Origin of the sequence: Ochrobactrum sp. BTU1 (genome assembly GCA_018798825.1) — a bacterium.
Taxonomy (GTDB): Bacteria; Pseudomonadota; Alphaproteobacteria; order Rhizobiales; family Rhizobiaceae; genus Brucella.
Genome location: CP076355.1, coordinates 13,138 through 29,807, shown reverse-complemented (window position 1 = coordinate 29,807; position 16,670 = coordinate 13,138). Strand labels below are relative to the sequence as shown.

The following is a 16,670-nucleotide window of genomic DNA, read 5'->3' as shown; positions in this document are numbered from 1 at the left end:
GGCTCATGGCTTACGGTGCTGCCACCTCCATCATGCTTGTCGCCGTGCGCGCTGCAAATTGCGGACGATACATATCTTCAACCGTTGCTGCCGGATGGGTATAAAGACCCGGCGTCACAGCTCGAACCACATAAGCAAGCGTGATCGGTTTCTTTTCGCCGGCCGAGCGGTCGAACGCGGCGACAAATCGATCATTGCGGAATTCGAGATGCGCTGCCTGTGTACTTTCCAACCACGGGAAATTGCCAAGATCGGCACTGGAAACAAGGCCCGGATTATCGATCTCAAAACCAGCTGGCAGCAGATCTGTCACAAGGAGACGCGACTGCCATTCCTGCAGATCGTCGATTTTCAGAACAACAACATAGCGCTCATTCTGATTGACCCCGGTAACATTGGCCGGTTCGCCATCAAGCGTATAATATGTCCTCTCGATATTGAAACCTTCTCCACCCGCAGGCAGTGACTGAGCGGGCGCTGCAACAGCTGTTACGACCGCATCAACTGAACCCTGACCCTTATTGGTGACGACCAGCGGCTGCGCTTCAAGGGCTGCACCATTGAGACGCTCGGAGAACGCGCCTTGATGTGCAGTTCCATTGATGTCGAGGTTGATGGCGCCATTGTCATCCTGCAGACCGCGTGCTGCAAGCAGCATCCATGCCTGATCCTGTGTGCTGAGATAACGAGCCTTTTCACGCTGGAACTCGACCAGCGTAATCAGCGACGGCAGCACTTTCGGCGCAGGCTTGGTTTCCGAAGCAAGAGCCAGCATTGCCGCACCATCACGCAGTGGCGAACCATAATCGGAGCGATTATAGTCATAGCTGGACTGGCTGGTTGCGAGCTGGAGCGACGAATTAAACACGCGTTCCGAACGCGGCTGATCACCATAAAGCGCTAATGCAGCACCGAGCTGGGCAACGGCCATCGGGCTTGCGAAGTTTTCGAGCTGGGTATCGGCAAAGTAACGCAGATCGCCAACAGAAGCCTTCTTGTTGCGTGCCAGAACATAGAGCGCATAGGCAATGTCGTTGCCGCGTTCCTTAACATCGGTGGTATAGCCGAGCGCATTCTGCAGATTGCCAAGGGCGGACAGCATAGCCTGCTGTGGCACGTCGTAGCCCTTTTCGCGGGCACGCGTGAGGAAGTCAGTCACATAGGCGTCCATCCAGAGATCACCAGACCCCGGAGACCACAGGCCGAACGAACCGCTCGAAGACTGGTTGTTTAAAACGCGGAAGATGGAATCCTGTACGCGCTTTTTAAGTTCTTCCTGGCTTTCCAGACCAGCAGCCGCTTCCGTACCTGCCGCCATTTCGCTCAGATAAAGCAGCGGCAGTGCACGGCTGGTAGTCTGCTCTGTGCAACCATAAGGATAACGGTCGAGCGCCATCAACAAAGCTGGCACATCAAATGCTGCACTGCGCGTCACACCAACACTGACAAATGCGCCATCAAGCAGGCTCTCAGACAGAAGGCCGCCGTCGACTTTCAGGCTTCCGCCATTGGCGCTAAGATTGACGACATGACGGCTCGTGACCGGCAGATCGACTGGACGCACCGGTAATGCCAAAGCCTGTTCAACATTGAGACCCGCATCGTTGGAAAGTCGGATCGTCACACCACCGGCACCCGTGGCTATAGCATTCAGCGGAACGGTGATCGACTGCCGTTTGCCACCTGTAAGAACTATGCTTTCAGGGTAAGAGCCAACCTCGACACCGAGATTATCGGTGGTCTCAAGGCTTACCCGATAAGTGCCATCCGGTGCGTCCGTATTGGCAATATCGAAGCGGATATTGGCCTGATCGCCGGGGGCCATAAAGCGTGGCAGACCAGCGGTGATGACCACAGGATCACGGATGATGACATCTGTGACCGCGTGACCAACGGCCTTCTTGGTCCATGCAACAGCCATGACACGCGCGGTGCCGTTGAACTGCGGTATGTCGAAATCGATGCTCGCTCTGCCGTCGCTATCGAGTTCAACAGGACCGGAGAACAGGGCAACCAGCTTTTCGGTGGGCGGGCTACCTTCGGCTGCCATATTGCCACCATCGCCACCCGTGCGCAGCTTGCCGGTGACACCAAGCGAGCCGTCGATCAGGCGACCATACATATCGCGCATTTCAAGACCGAGCTGACGCTGGCCGAAGAACCAGTTTTCAGGGTTCGGCGGCTGATAACGTGTCAAATTAAGAATGCCGACATCGACTGCGGCAACCATGACATAGGCCTGTTCGCCACCCGCATTCTCGACCGAAACGGGAATAGAAAGTGTGGAACGCGGCGCAATCTTTTCAGGCGGGGTGAGCTTGACTGCAAGCTGCTTGTCGGCAGGATCGACCTTCAGCCATTTAAGACCAATAGCACGCGCAGGCATGCGGCTTTCGATGGCCTCACCTGGACGGAACAGAGTTGCCGTAACATAGGCGCCTGCACCCCAATCCTCACCCACCGGAATATCGATGGTCGTGCCATCTTCCGGCACGCTTGCGGTAATTGTCTTGAGCAGCTTTTCCGCACCAATGGTGATGAGCAGCTCACCGGCAAACCGAGGGCTGACCTTCAGTTCTGCCGTGTCACCCGCCGCATAATGTTCCTTGTCGAGCGCGATTTCGAGCCCGTCGGGTGTTTCGGTCGAGGTTGAGCTGACAAACCAGCCTGCATCAAATTCGTAGCTTGTGGCCGGACCCGAAGCATCGGCTGTTTCGATTTCCAGACGGTAACGACCCCAATCGACAGGCAGACTGATTTCAGCCTCGCTGTCGGTTTTCAGATCGATCTTGCCGTTGGCAATCGCCTTGGTGAACGTGACCGGTTCGTAATTCCAGCTGTTGCCACTGCGATACCACTGATAATTACGCTCGATCTTGACCAGCGACCATTGTGCGCCGTCAAGTGTCTTGCGATCACCCTTGCTGTCAGAAGCGATCAGGCTGAACTTTGCGGTACCGCCCTGCGGAACCTCATCGCCAGAGAAATCTGGGCGGATGCCTATAAGATCGGTTTCCGGCTGAACGGCAACATCGATCTTGCGCTCGACGGCACGGCCGCCGGTTTCCCGCATACGAACGGTAACAGCTGCATTCACCAGACGCGTTGTTGACGGCATTTCATCGACAGCGACCGGGAAGCTTGCCTTGCCGTTCTCATCCACTTTCGACAAGTCATCAAGCGGAAGACGCGTGGCTTCACCCTGTTCTTCATCGGCAAGACCAAAATAATAGCCCTTGAAGCGCTCCCATTGACGCTTGGTTGAAAGTGTTACTTCGCCTTCAAGCGCGAGGCCAGCAGCTGGCGCACCATAGAGGAAACGTCCGTCCACAGTGATATTGGCTGTCTCTCCCACCGCGATTTCCGGCTTGTCAGACGTCAGATCGAACTCGATCCGGTCGGGCACAAAATCCTCGACCAGAAACATCTGTGTTGCGATGGCTGGTTGCTTGGGATCGGTATAGACCGAAACATTCCATGTGCCGCGCATGGCGTTGGACGGCAAAGTCAGGTCAATGGCATGACCACCGGCCAGCTTGCTGTCGGAGACGAGACGGCGATCTTCCACACCATCGGGACGCACGAAGATAAAGGTGAGCGGCAGATCATCGATTGCGGTTGCGGTGTCGTCACGTGCAAGGGCGCCCACATGCACAACTTCGCCCGCACGATAGATACCGCGCTCCGTCCATGCATAAAGATCGAGCGCCTTCGGCACTGCACGGCCCGTCACACCACGATCGGAAAGATCGAAACCAGCGCGCGCCATGTCGAGGAACGTGAAATCATCATCATCTCCACTCGCCATCAGTACGGCTGGCACCATGCCGTCCGTGCCGCGTGTCAGTCCCGGCGTGAACGTCGCCCGTCCATCGCTGTCGGTGGTCGCTTCCCCCAGCACTTCATTGTTGCGAGCAAGAAGGGTCAGCTTCACGCCTTCAAGCGGTTCTGCACTCTCCAGCGAACGGGCAAACACATTGATCCCGTCCTGTCCGGTGTAGGTCGAAAGGCCGATGTCGGAGACCACAAACCACTGCGTTGCCTTGGTTCCATATTCATCATCGGACTTTTGGACCAATGGTTCAGCGGTCAGAACATAGACACCCGGCTTGCGTTCCGGCAGCGCTTCATCGACCGGGAAACTGGTCGTCGCTTCTTTGTTGAGCTCATTGCCTGCAACCTCGATCTCGCCTTCCCACACAGGCGCACCCATCTGATCAGAAACCGTGCTGATGTCGTAGCTGTCGAGCTGGCGCAGGAACTGGTAACCGGAGAGGAGCTGGGCCAGCGAACGGTCGCCGACGCGGTAGAGCTTGACTTTGGCGGTACTCAGGTTGACGCTGACCAGCGGAATGCCGCGACGCGCCTTGGCAGGCAGAACAAAGCTGTCGCCAGTAAAGCGTACCGATGGCGCGCGATCCTGCACATAGATCGAAAGATTGACCGGAGCTGGCAACACTTCGCCAACAGCTGATGGCAGGCCTTGACGGAACGTCACCGTATAATTACGGCCATGCTCGAGACCTTCAACGCAAATCTGGCGATCTTTGGCGTCAACGGCTTTTGGCGCGCCATTATCGAGCGTAACGAAGCTCGAATAATCGACACCGCTTTTCACCAGTTCTTCTGAGAACTGCGCGCAGATGCGCGGCGCAGCATTATCATTATCGACCGTGTTGTTGACGATGCGGAAACCTTTGCGGGCTTTCAAATCTTCATAGGTTTCTCGAACGGACGCGGAATTGACGAGATCAAGGCTCGCTTCATAAGCCTGCAAAGCCGGGCGCGATGCATCACGCTTTTCGAGTGCCTGCGCCATGACGGCAAGCGCTTGCGCGCGCTCATCCTTGGTGCGGGAAGTCTGGTAGGCAAACCACGAGGCCGAGGTCGCATCGCGCTGGAACTTGGAACGTTCCTGAGCATTGGAAGGCTCGGTCGCAAGCGCTGACAGCGCATATCCTGTCCAGATCTCGCTGTCGTCCGGCGACATGCTGGCAGCCAGGCGGAACTTTTCCATGGCCGTGCGCGGATCGCCATTCATGCCAGCAGCGCCTGCTTCATTGCGAAGATCGCGCAGGCTGTCAGAGCTTTCAAGGCCGCTGATCTCACGCTTGAGACGACGGGCTTCATCAACCAGATTGGCTGCAAAGAACGAGATAGCAGGTGCAGCGCCAAGATCTTTGCCCTTGGCAGCCTTTGCTTCCGTCACAACCTTGCCGGCAATGGATCCGACAGATTCATTGAGCTTGTTGAAATCGGCTTTCAGAAAGCACCATTTGACCTTGGGATTATAAGTGAAGGCCTGACAGGAATTATCGCCCAGGCAAACGCTTTTGCATTGTTCGAGCGAGACATTCTTTTCAGTTCTCAGATCAAAGCCGAAATAATCGGCATTCTGTGTGGTCTCTATGCGCCGTGTTTCGGCGGCATTTGCCCCTGAAGATGATCCGAATGATGTCGCAAGGCAGAACGCAGTCGTAAAGGCCAGTACCAGCCGATTAAACCGATCAGACATGAGTGTCACTCTTCTGTAGTTGTCCCTCATCCCGCGCGGTTGTCGTCGACCCTCACCCGCACGCTCTTGAGATCAGAACTTACCAATTTATCCAAAACTGGATAGCTGGATTCGTATCTGAACCTCCAAATAGACTCTGATACAGGACAAACGTGATCAGACAAGGCTTCTTTTAGCTTGAGCGTAATCGGCAGGCCAGAAATTCATGCCAATTTTTAAATTTCTTAGAACGATATTCTAATTCGATCTCAACCAATGGAAATCCGTTCGTCGTAAAGAGGGTTCTACTTCCTGTAAATTCGCGCCAGCTTAATCGAAGGAAGTTCCCCATGATCCTCAGCGTCAAAAACCTCTCCAAGACTCTTATTGCGGGCTCTCTCATGGCCCTTGCCGCGTCGGGTGCGGCCCATGCAGACGCAACATTGGATCGCATTAAGGCCAAAGGCAAGCTGACCGTCGGCGTCATCCTTTCAGGTGCACCATTCGGCTATATCGATCCGAAGACGCAGGAACAGAAGGGTCTCAACATCGATATCGCTAACGAACTGGCGAAAGGCCTCGGCGTTGAGCTCGCAACACAAACCGTCACGCCACCAAACCGCGTCCAATTCCTTCAGCAGGGCAAGGTCGACATTCTGATCGCCAATATGCAGTACACTGAAGAACGCGCCAAATCGCTTGGTTATGTGAAGACACCTTACGATCGCATGGGCGGTGCTGCCCTTGGTCGCAAAGACAGCGGCATCAAGGAATGGAAAGATCTCAAGGGCAAGATCGCCTGCGTTTCGCAAGGATCCAACTACACTCAGCCGCTGATCGAAGAATATGGCGCGAACGTAAAGGCGTTGCCAAGCCAACCGGAATCACTGCTGGCACTCAAAGGCGGCAATTGCGATGTTTCGGTTCATGTCAGCGGTACACTGGGTCTTATGCTTCAGGATCGCGCCGACGAGTGGAAGGATTACGGCATATTGATTCCAACCGACCTGATACCTTCGGATTCAGTCATCTGGTTGAAGAAGGACGAGAACGACACCGAAGCCGCTCTCGACAAGATCGTTCGCGATCTCCACGCGTCGGGCAAGATGATCGAGATCGCCAAGGCAAATCGCCTGCCAAACCTGAGCTATCTTGAAGAAGAGCATAACAAGCTCAAGTCTCAGTAATTGAAGGCTTGATAAGCCATACAATACGCAAATTACAGAGCATTTGCGGACGGCTCATCCGTCCGCAATTTCAGAGCTTAATTCGATCGGAGTGAAACGACGCTCGATAAAACTATGCTCAATATAAAGGATTTGGAGCGCTGATCTGATGCACTCAGATTGGAACCTGCTCTAACCGCAATGGATCATTTCAATGAAAGAAGCTCTGATTTCGCGCTTTATTGAACTCACCAGCGCAATCGGCCTCAACTATGAATTTCTCAATAGTGGCTATGAGCTTGATATGTGGCTCAATGGCATGGTCACCACGCTTAAGCTGGTCGCGATCACCATTCCGCTGAGCCTGTTTTTCGGCGTTTTGTTTGCTGGCGCACTGACCTCAGGAAAGCGTTGGCTAGCCATTCCTGTGCGTGGCTATGTCGAACTCACTCGCAATACGCCAACGCTGGTGCAACTGATGTGCGGGTTTCTCGTTCTCAATATGCTGATTTCCAACGCAATCGGTGGCGCGCAGAACAATCCACTCACGCCATTCTTCTGGTTGGTCGCGATTACCGGTCTTCATATTGCAGCCCTTCACGCAGAAGCATTGCGCGGAGGCATTGAAGCTGTTCCCGGCACAACGATCGAGGCTGCGCGCGCTATCGGATTCAATTCGTTTCAGGTGCTCATTTATGTCGAGCTTCCGCTGGCAATCCGCACCGCACTCCCTGCTGTGGTCAACAATCTGGTCAATCTGGTGAAGCTTACGACCGTTGGGTCGGCCATTGCTGTTGGCGAGATTACCTATGCCTCGATTCTGATCTGGACACAGCGCGATAACGTAGTCGAGCTGATGCTGGTCATTCTTCTGTTTTTTAGCATCATCAACCTCATCGTGGCACGCGTTGGTTACTGGTTTGAGAAGCGCCTTGCAATTCCGGGATATGGCCAATGAACATCTCTGTTGAGCAAAAGCCGGGCATCTGGATGTCGCCTGCAAGTCTCACATTCACGACCATCATTCTCGCCACGGCACTCTGGTTTTATCTAGATCCGTCACTTGGCCAGATTTGGCTCGAATGGCTGCCTTATCTTGGCAAGGGCTTTGCCATGAACGTGCTGATCAGCGTTTTTGCGATCACGCTGGGCACTTTTGCCGGCGTTTTGCTCGGCATCATGGAACTGGCCCCCTACAGGATAATTCGCGCACCGGCCGTAACCTACGTGCAGATTTTCCGCAATGCGCCGCATCTGGTACTGATTTTTGCTGCGACCTATATTTTCCCGTTCGAACTGGTGATATTCGGCAATTACATTGCGTTCCCCGACTGGATTAAAGCAGTGGTCGGCCTTGCGATCCCAGCAAGCGCGCATATTGCAGAAATTACTCGCGGTTCCATTCAATCAATCCCGACTGCCCAATGGGAAGCAGCACAAGGCCTTGGTTTTTCACGCCTGCAATCGTTGCGCTGGATCATCCTGCCGCAATGCGTCAAACGTTCACTGCCGCCCTGGATGAACCTTTATACATCCATCACCATGGGTACGGCATTGGCATCACTTGTGGGCGTGCATGAGCTGCTGCATTCGGCAACCGATGCAAGCACCGCAGTCCAGCGCAATGACTTCACCGTCATCATCTATCTGACCGTTTTGATGGCGTTCTTTCTCTTCTGCTATCCCGTGTCGCGCTTCACACAGCGGCTCGAAAAGCGGCTTTCCTCCCGCTGACAAGGATCTGAAATTCACATGAGCGACACCACCAAAACTACACTGGTCGAACTTCAGAACGTTCATCTGTCTTTTGGACAGAACGAAGTGCTCAAGGGTATTGATCTCAAGATCAACAAGGGCGATGCAGTTTCGATCATCGGGCCATCCGGGTCAGGAAAATCAACAATCCTGCGCTGCATCAACGGTCTGTTGATCCCGCAATCGGGGAAAATCACCGTCGGTTCGACGCGCGTGGATGAGCTGAAGACCGAAGCCGAGCGAATAATGCTGCGCAAGCGCATTGGCATTGTGTTTCAGCAATTCAACCTGTTTCCGCATTTAACGGTTCTCGAAAACATCACCATTGCGCCGGTCAAAATTCTTCGCACCTCAAAAATCGAAGCGGAGCGCCATGCAAAGGTGCTTCTGGAAAAGGTTCGCCTGGGGCACAAGACAGATGCCTATCCAGGTGAACTTTCGGGTGGTCAACAGCAGCGTGTTGCAATTGCACGCGCTTTGGCAATGCGTCCAGAACTGGTCTTGTTTGATGAAGTCACATCGGCGCTCGACCCGGAAACAGTGGGTGAGGTGCTGTCGGTCATTCGTGATCTCGTCAACGAAGGCATGACCAGCATTCTCGTGACCCATGAAATGCGCTTTGCCGAAGAAATCAGCGATACCATCGTCTTTACCGAAAACGGTCGCATCATCGAGCAGGGCACACCAGAACAGCTTTTCTACAAGTCCACGAACCCGCGCATCGGTGCCTTCGTCAACGGCCTAGGCGGCAATGTAAGCCGCATCAATGAAGGCGGTGAAGGGATCTGATATGACCGATCATGTGACGGAGGCCTTAAGTCGGGCCATCATTGGCTCCAGGCCATCAACTCAAGCGATCGCCATTGCCCGAACAGCAATCGTTGATTTTCTCGCCTGCGCGCTTGGCGGTGCGAGTGATCGCAGCACCCATCTTGTCAGCAAGGTTCTAAGTGTGAGCGGGAATGTCGCACTGATTGGCCAGAACGGGACCGCCGATCCTTTCACGGCAGCGCTCATCAATGCTCATGCAGCGCATGTCCTCGATTATGACGATGTGCATGGCAGCGTGCGCGGACATCCGACGATTGCCATCATCCCGGCTCTTCTGTCAGTCGCCGGGGAGGGTGAAGTCAGAGCAGATGCTCTGATTTCGGCTTATATTGTCGGACTTGAAACCATGGCGCGCCTCGGCCTTGCCATGGGTACCAAACATTATGAAAACGGCTTTCATGCAACCGCAACGCTCGGTACTCTAGGAGCTGCAGCTGCAATCGCACATCTATTGAAATTCGATGCATCAACGACTGCGATAGCGCTCGGTCTTGCCGCCACACAATCGGCCGGTCTTCGTCTGCAATTTGGCTTTGACGCCAAACCGCTTCATGCAGGGTTTGCGGCACGCGCAGGTCTTAGTGCTGCGCGCCTGGCAGAAGCTGGCTTTGTTGGCGCGCCCGATTTTATCGATAATGCAAACGGCTTTTTCAAAGCTTTTGCCTTTGGCGCAGAGGATATATCGCGCGTCACACAAGGTTGGGGTGAGCCTTGGCAGATTGTCGTGCCCGGATTGACCCTTAAAGCTTTTCCTTGTTGCACGGCCGCCCATCCTGTCGGGGTTGGTGCACTGGCACTGCGCAATGAGAAAGCCTTGCAACCCGATCAGATCGCAGCGGTTTCGATCACTTTTCCGCCTGGTGGTGATGCGGCCCTGGTGACGACCACGCCTGTGACGGGCATCGATGCGCGGTTCAGCCCCGAGTATATTTTTGCGGCCGCTTTGCGCGACGGAAAGCTAACGATTGCTCATTTTGATGAACGTCCGGTCGACGGCGATTTGGCACAACTCGCGGCCAAAGTGACGCGACACCACGATGAGAATGCCCCGCGGCTTTCACCCGATCCAAAAACCCGCTTCGTCATCATCAATGTAACGCTCACGGATGGATCCACACTCTCGCAACGCGTCGATGGTCTGCCGAGCATCAGCGACCCGACCGATAAATTCAAAGACGCAACGAAGAATGACCAGCGCTTTGCAGGCATACCCGACCTCGTGCAATCCATGACGACGGTGGACGACTTGCAGACACTGATTTCGTCGCTCAACCAATCCCCGGAGTAAAACAATGACCAAGAAACAGATGCATCTCGGCCTTTTCCTGCAAGGTGCAGGCCATCATGTTTCCGGCTGGCGGCACCCAGATGCAGAAGCGGGCAGCGAAAATTTCGACCTGCTGCGTCGCGTTGCGAAGCAGGCTGAAGATGCCAAATTCGACATGGTATTTCTCGCCGATGGACTGACCAGCGGCGTTGATGCTCATCCATCAATGGTTGCCCGGTTTGAACCGCTGACCCTGCTATCCGCACTAGCCATGGTCACAGACAAGATCGGGCTGGCTGCCACCGCTTCAACCACTTACGGCGAGCCTTATCATACAGCACGCGCGTTTGCGTCTATCGACCATCTGAGCCATGGTCGCGCCGCCTGGAACATCGTCACCACCTCTTACGCTCGCACCGCCAACAATTTCTCAAAAAGTCATCCTGAACATGACGAGCGTTATGCCGTGGCTGAAGAGTTCGTCGATGTCGTGCGCGGCCTTTGGGACAGCTGGGACGAAGATGCTTTTCCGAAAGACAAGAAAAGCGGCGTCTATGCCGATGCCAACAAAGTGCATGTGCTCAACCATGCGGGCAAATATTACTCGGTACAGGGTCCGCTCAACATTCCGCGTTCTCCGCAGGGCCATCCAGTTCTCATTCAGGCAGGCTCGTCCGGTCCGGGTCAGGATCTCGCGGCTCGTATCGCGGATATCGTGTTTACTGCACAGCAGAGCATTGCTGAGGCGCAAACTTTTTATACGAGCTTAAAGGAGCGGGTGGTCAAGGCCGGTCGGAATCCGGACAGTGTCGCAATCATGCCCGGCTTCATGCCGGTGATCGGCGACAGTTTTGAAGATGCTTCCGAAAAACTCAAGGAGCTCAACCGCTGGACGGACATCAAGAGCGCCATGCCACTTCTTGAAGAACGCATCGGCCATAGCCTTGCTGATTACGATCTCGACGGTCCGTTGCCTGATCTGCCTATTTCCGATCAGCTTCGCAGCCGCGCAGAGCTTCTGCGTGATCTGGCGCGTCGTGAGAACCTTACCATTCGTGATCTCGCGCTTCGCGTCGCAGCTGGCCGTGGCCACCATATTGTTCTTGGCACCGCCGAGCAGATTGCCAACCGGATGCAGGAATGGTTTGAGGGGCGCGCTGCGGATGGCTTCAACGTAATGCCACCTTATTTCCCTGGTGGACTTGAAGACTTCAACAGACAGGTTGTGCCTATTCTTCAGGAGCGTGGATTGTTCCGCACCGAATATACGGGCTCGACATTACGTGAGCATCTCAATATTGCTCGGCCTGAAATAAAGCATACATAAAGACAGTAGCCGCATCGCCCTCCTCCCCCATTTACACGATGCGGCTGCTAGACCAAATTCCCCCAAACAAGAGGCCGGAAGCGCTCCCAACGTTTCCGGTTGGCATGATTGATGGCACATCCCAACAGACTGAACTCTGCAGCGCTCGATTTGATCCCCAATACGGCCACGGCGGATGAATTGAAAGCTGCGATGCGACAGCTTGCTGCCGGCATCAGCGTCCTGACCACAGGAACGGGCGACGCCAGAACTGGTGCAACCGTGACCTCTGCGACCGCTCTTTCGGTCGAACCACCGACAATAATCGTCAATATTAATCTGACTGCCTCGGTCTGGCCGACAATCAATGCCGAACGCCGCTTCTGCCTCAACATCTTATCGAGCGAGCAGCAGTCTGTGGCCGACCGTTTCGCAGGCCGCAATGGTGAGAAAGGTGCCGCGCGCTATGAGGGCGCGGAATGGTATGCGCTTGCGAGCGGCGCGTTGGCACTGAAAGGCGCACTCGCTTCCATCGATTGCGAGGTTGAAGAGATCATCGAACGTCATACCCATGCCATCATCATCGGTCGCGCGCTTAAGATTGTAAGTGGTAACGGTGAACCACTCATCTATCATCACGGACACTATCACACGCTGACACGCTAAATATTGTCAAAGCCACATCATGCGCGAAACACCTGTTGCCCAAACGACGTAAATTGCCTAGCTGTTAGACAAGTTGCATCGAAGTGGGAGAGCCCGACGCCGTGATTGACTGGCTGGCAGATTCAAGCCCGGTAAACCGGAAAAATGCTGCGGAAATCGTCTTTGAAGACATTCGCACCGCTATCGCGAATGGACGCCTGACGGTTGGAACACGTCTGCCCTCTGAAACTCAACTCTCTCAAAAATATAGTGTCAGTCGTCCCATCGTGCGCGAGGCACTACGTTCGCTGCAGACGCTTGGCCTCACCCACACCCGCACGGGAAGCGGCACTTATGTGCTTAAAACGTCTCCGGGCCCCGAGCTGAGCTATGGTGGCTATTCGGCGCGCGATCTTATCGAGGCGCGCCCCTTCATCGAAGTGCCGGCAGCCGGATGGGCCGCAACCCGTCACACGAACGAGCAAATGACCAATCTCATTGATCTCTGCGATCGCATGGATCGGCAGACCGATCCGCACAAATGGGTACTGCTTGACACAGAATTTCACAGTATGATTGCACTGGCGTCCGGCAATGCCATGTTTGCGAAGATTGTAGCGGACGCCCGGATAGCGCTCTCACGACAGTCCGAACTCGTCAATCTGATGGCCGGTCGACGTGAAGCCTCCAACATCGAGCACCGCCAGATTGCAGAGGCAATCAGGACCGGGTCCGAAGAGCAGGCACGTCTTGCAATGCAGACCCATCTCGGACAGGTCAAACTGGCTGTCACCACCATTATGGCTGAGGAAAAAACCGCATCAGACCAGAGATAATGGAAGCGGGACAAAACGAGGCCGAGAAAGATCATACATAATTAGAAACTGCGAACGCCGCTCGGATCCAGTCCGATCGGCGTTCTTGGTTGTTCCAAGGGCAACTGAGCGATGATCAGGGTTCGACCGCTAAATTGGCAAGTTGCTCCGGTTTGAGGGCGAGCTGCAATTCACCAGGTGTCATATGCCCCTGCGCAAGCACGACTTCTGCTACCGTTTTGCCCGTTGCGAGTGCTTCCTGCGCAACTTTGGTCGCCGCATAATAGCCAATCAGCGGATTAAGCGCCGTGGCAAGACCGATGGATTCTTCCACACGACGAGCCATGATTTCGGGATTTGCGGTAATGCCGTTTACGCAGCGTTCTGCGAGAATGCGGCAGCCAGCGCCCAGCTGGCTGATGCTTTCAGAAAGCGAGCGCACGATGATCGGCTCAAATGCATTGAGCTGCAGCTGGCCACTTTCCGCTGCCATTGTGATCGTAATGTCGCTGCCAATGACGGCAAAAGCAACCTGATTGACCACTTCCGGGATCACCGGATTGATCTTGCCTGGCATGATGCTGGAGCCTGCCTGAACGGCCGGCAGATTGATTTCGCCCATTCCCGCCCGCGGGCCGGAAGACAGCAGACGCAGATCGTTGCAGGTCTTTGAAAGCTTGACGGCAACGCGTTTGAGGACGCCAGACAGGTGCACAAAAGCGCCCGGGTCCTGCGTCGCTTCAATCAGATCACTGGCGGTGACCAGCGGACGACCGGTAAGACGCGAAAGATGCTCACAGGCAAGCGCTGCATAACCCTTGGGTGCATTAAGACCTGTACCGATTGCCGTCGCGCCAAGATTGATTTCGTGCAAAAGCTTTGCCGATTCAAGCAATCGTAAGCGATCTTCACCAAGCATCACGGCAAAGGTTCGGAACTCCTGACCAAGTGTCATCGGCACTGCATCCTGAAGCTGCGTGCGCCCGACTTTCAGCATCTTCGCGAATTGATGTGCTTTACGCTCAAACGATGCCTGAAGAATTTCCATTGTGTTGGCGAGTTCATCAATGGCTTCAATCAGCCCGACATTGATTGCAGTCGGGTAGGCATCGTTGGTCGACTGGCTGAGATTAACATGGTCGTTTGGATGCAGCTGCGCGTAGTCGCCCTTTTCAAAGCCCAACAGTTCCAGCCCACGATTTGCTATGACCTCGTTTGCATTCATGTTGGTGGATGTGCCCGCACCGCCCTGAATGACATCGACCACAAACTGATCATGCAGCGCGCCATCGCGGATTTCGCGGCAAGCACCCACAATTGCATCAAGATGCTTTCGGCTAAGCAGGCCAAGCTGATGATTGGCGAGTGCTGCTGCTTCTTTGACAAACGTCAGACCGCGAACAAGATGGGGATAGCGTCCGATCGTAACCCCGGTGATCTGAAAATTTTCCACTGCCCGGGCGGTATGAATGCCCCAATAAGCAGCTTTAGGCACCGCCTTTGTCCCGAGCAAATCATGTTCAATGCGCGTCTCGACCACTTTGTCCTCCTGAAACCGAAACGATTAAATCTGTCATGCTGTCAGACAGATTAATACCGGTACTCCTCCTCGTCATGAGCGTCAACATACTTGTGAGCTTGACTAGCCATTTCTGATATGCGTTAAGACTTGTATTAAATCTGTCATGCAGCTTTACAGAAATAGCAACGGGAACAAATGAGCGAGTGAATAGAAGCCTGCGCTAAAGGGCGTAGAGGTTTCCTTTCTCAGCAATGTTTTGATTTAAAATGGTCGATGCATTGCCGCGCCAAGCGCGAGCTCCATGTATCTCAATGATTCAAGAATGCCGTTCTTCGTTGCGGGTTCCGCGTAAAGCTATAGCCTTTATTCAAACTGAGCTCTCAGGGAGGAGCGATGACAACGGAATTTATCAAGGCCACACCGGCTGAACGCGAAGTCTTCACAGAAGAAGACCGCGGCTATCACAAAGCGCTCAAACCGCGTCAGATCCAGATGATTGCAATCGGGGGAGCAATCGGTACGGGCCTTTTCCTGGGTGCTGGTGGACGTCTTGTTCAGGCTGGGCCGTCGCTTGTATTCGTTTATGCCGTCTGTGGCTTTTTCGCATTCCTGGTGCTGCGCGCGCTCGGCGAACTGATCATGCATCGTCCGAGCTCCGGCTCCTTCGTTTCTTATGCCCGGGAATTCTACGGCGAAAAAATGGCCTTTGCAGCCGGATGGATGTACTGGCTAAACTGGGCCATGACATCGATTGCTGACGTTACAGCCGTCGCGCTCTACATGAATTTCTTCAAGCACTATGTGCCGTGGCTTGAAGGGATTGACCAATGGATGTTTGCAATGACAGCCCTCATTCTGGTGCTGTCAATGAACTTGCTATCGGTCAAGGTTTTCGGTGAATTGGAATTCTGGTTCAGCCTTGTCAAAGTGCTGTCACTGGTGATTTTCCTGGCGGTTGGCATTTATTTCGTTGTGTCCGGCACGCCGATTGATGGTCATCAGCCGGGTTTCCATCTCATTCGCGAAAGTGGAGGCCTTTTCCCCAATGGTATTCTGCCCGCACTCGTGATTATTCAAGGCGTCGTCTTCGCCTATGCCTCGATCGAGTTGATTGGCACGACCGCTGGCGAAACTGAAGACCCGCGCAAGATCATGCCAGGTGCGATCCGCACCGTCGTGTTTCGCCTGCTGGTCTTTTATGTCGGCTCTGTTTTACTGCTCACGCTACTTTTGCCGCATACGCTTTACTCGGACGGCGAAAGCCCATTCGTGACCTTTTTCAGCAAGATTGGCGTTCAGGGTGCGGATATCATCATGAACCTCGTCGTTCTGACTGCTGTGCTGTCATCGCTGAATGCCGGACTTTATTCGACCGGGCGCATTCTTCACTCAATGGCTGTTTCGGGCTCTGCACCAGCAGCACTTGCCAAGATGAATAAGAGCGGGGTTCCTTATGGCGGTATAGCTGTGACTGCGGTCGTTACTGCAATCGGCGTGGGCCTCAATGCTGTGGTTCCTGCCGCAGCCTTTGAAATTGCACTCAACCTTGCATCGCTTGGCATCATCACAGCCTGGGCCGTGATTATTCTTTGCCAGCTCAAACTCTGGTACCTTTCGCGCAAGGGTGAGATCGCACGCCCTGATTTCCGGATGTTCGGTGCACCTTACACCGGTATCCTGACCTTGATCTTCCTGTTGGGTGTACTCATTCTGATGGCCGCAGATTATCCGGTCGGCTCCTATACAATTGGCTCGCTAATTATCATTGTACCCGCTCTGATTATTGGCTGGTATGGTCTGCGTGATCGAATCTATCGTCTGGCTGCTGAACGTGCAGCTGAGGCGCAAAAAAACAGCTGATTGAGGGGT

General features: G+C 54.3%; 11 protein-coding genes. 9 read left to right on the top strand and 2 right to left on the bottom strand.

The annotated features are described in order from the left end of the window. Positions 1 to 10 precede the first annotated feature (10 nt). Complete coding sequence (locus KMS41_11560) at positions 11 to 5,515, bottom strand: alpha-2-macroglobulin family protein (protein ID QWK79576.1); 5,505 nt, start codon at positions 5,513 to 5,515, stop codon at positions 11 to 13. 329 nt (positions 5,516 to 5,844) lie between these two features. Between KMS41_11560 and KMS41_11555 the strand changes: the two genes are divergently transcribed. The 8 genes from KMS41_11555 to KMS41_11520 all read left to right on the top strand — a co-directional run bounded on the left by KMS41_11555 (position 5,845) and on the right by KMS41_11520 (position 13,300). Next, positions 5,845 to 6,681: a transporter substrate-binding domain-containing protein gene (locus KMS41_11555; protein QWK79575.1), complete on the top strand. Its 837-nt coding sequence runs from the start codon at positions 5,845 to 5,847 to the stop codon at positions 6,679 to 6,681. Positions 6,682 to 6,874: 193 nt separating this feature from the next. Further along, the gene (locus KMS41_11550; GenBank protein QWK79574.1) at positions 6,875 to 7,618 is read left to right on the top strand and encodes an amino acid ABC transporter permease; all 744 of its coding nucleotides are present in this window, start codon (positions 6,875 to 6,877) and stop codon (positions 7,616 to 7,618) included. Next, positions 7,615 to 8,394: an amino acid ABC transporter permease gene (locus KMS41_11545; GenBank protein QWK79573.1), complete on the top strand. Its 780-nt coding sequence runs from the start codon at positions 7,615 to 7,617 to the stop codon at positions 8,392 to 8,394. The genes KMS41_11550 and KMS41_11545 overlap by 4 nt, the downstream gene beginning before the upstream one ends. A gap of 18 nt (positions 8,395 to 8,412) precedes the next feature. Continuing rightward, positions 8,413 to 9,204, top strand: a complete 792-nt coding sequence (locus KMS41_11540) for an amino acid ABC transporter ATP-binding protein (protein QWK79572.1) — start codon at positions 8,413 to 8,415, stop codon at positions 9,202 to 9,204. Between the two features lies 1 nt (position 9,205). Continuing rightward, a complete protein-coding gene (locus KMS41_11535) occupies positions 9,206 to 10,534 on the top strand; it encodes an MmgE/PrpD family protein (GenBank protein ID QWK79571.1) in 1,329 nt (442 codons plus the stop codon). A gap of 4 nt (positions 10,535 to 10,538) precedes the next feature. Further along, positions 10,539 to 11,840, top strand: coding sequence for an LLM class flavin-dependent oxidoreductase (locus tag KMS41_11530; GenBank protein ID QWK79570.1), 1,302 nt, complete (start codon positions 10,539 to 10,541; stop codon positions 11,838 to 11,840). Between the two features lie 111 nt (positions 11,841 to 11,951). Then, positions 11,952 to 12,485, top strand: coding sequence for a flavin reductase family protein (locus tag KMS41_11525; GenBank protein ID QWK79569.1), 534 nt, complete (start codon positions 11,952 to 11,954; stop codon positions 12,483 to 12,485). Between the two features lie 101 nt (positions 12,486 to 12,586). Beyond that, complete coding sequence (locus KMS41_11520) at positions 12,587 to 13,300, top strand: FadR family transcriptional regulator (GenBank protein ID QWK79568.1); 714 nt, start codon at positions 12,587 to 12,589, stop codon at positions 13,298 to 13,300. A 115-nt stretch (positions 13,301 to 13,415) separates the two neighbouring features. On the opposite strand, the gene KMS41_11515 is transcribed toward KMS41_11520, so the two are convergent. Continuing rightward, positions 13,416 to 14,819 carry an aspartate ammonia-lyase gene (locus tag KMS41_11515; GenBank protein ID QWK79567.1) on the bottom strand — a complete coding sequence of 468 codons (1,404 nt, stop codon included), beginning with the start codon at positions 14,817 to 14,819 and terminating at the stop codon, positions 13,416 to 13,418. Positions 14,820 to 15,194: 375 nt separating this feature from the next. Between KMS41_11515 and KMS41_11510 the strand changes: the two genes are divergently transcribed. Continuing rightward, positions 15,195 to 16,661, top strand: a complete 1,467-nt coding sequence (locus KMS41_11510) for an amino acid permease (protein ID QWK79566.1) — start codon at positions 15,195 to 15,197, stop codon at positions 16,659 to 16,661. Positions 16,662 to 16,670: the final 9 nt, after the last annotated feature.